Raw genomic sequence first — 376 nt, forward strand, 5'->3', positions numbered from 1 at the left:
TTGTAAAGAGAACAACACTTATTGTTTGGGTCTGTAGCTCAGCTGGTTAGAGCGCACCCCTGATAAGGGTGAGGTCGGTAGTTCAAATCTACTCAGACCCACCACTTCTTCAACGAAGTCGGTAACTAAACAATAAGACCAGCACATGTGGGGCTATAGCTCAGCTGGGAGAGCGCCTGCCTTGCACGCAGGAGGTCAGCAGTTCGATCCTGCTTAGCTCCACCACTTTTACTTCTTAAAAATAAATATTCTTTATCGGGCAGCTAAATCGCCTGAGAATAGAGTGTGTTTAATTTTGAGAGGTTTTTGTATCTCTTGCTCTTTAAAAATTTGGAAAAGCTGATAATAAAATTCGTATAAATACAATTGTATTTGT

At 41.2% G+C, this 376-nt stretch carries 2 tRNA genes; both read left to right on the forward strand.

The features are described 5' to 3' along the window. Positions 1-27 precede the first annotated feature (27 nt). Positions 28-104: transfer RNA gene (locus tag ACFI34_RS18780), tRNA-Ile, on the forward strand. 45 nt (positions 105-149) lie between these two features. Then, positions 150-225 (forward strand) — tRNA-Ala (locus tag ACFI34_RS18785). Positions 226-376 lie beyond the last annotated feature (151 nt).

Source organism: Pseudoalteromonas sp. PSi26 (genome assembly GCF_054960575.1).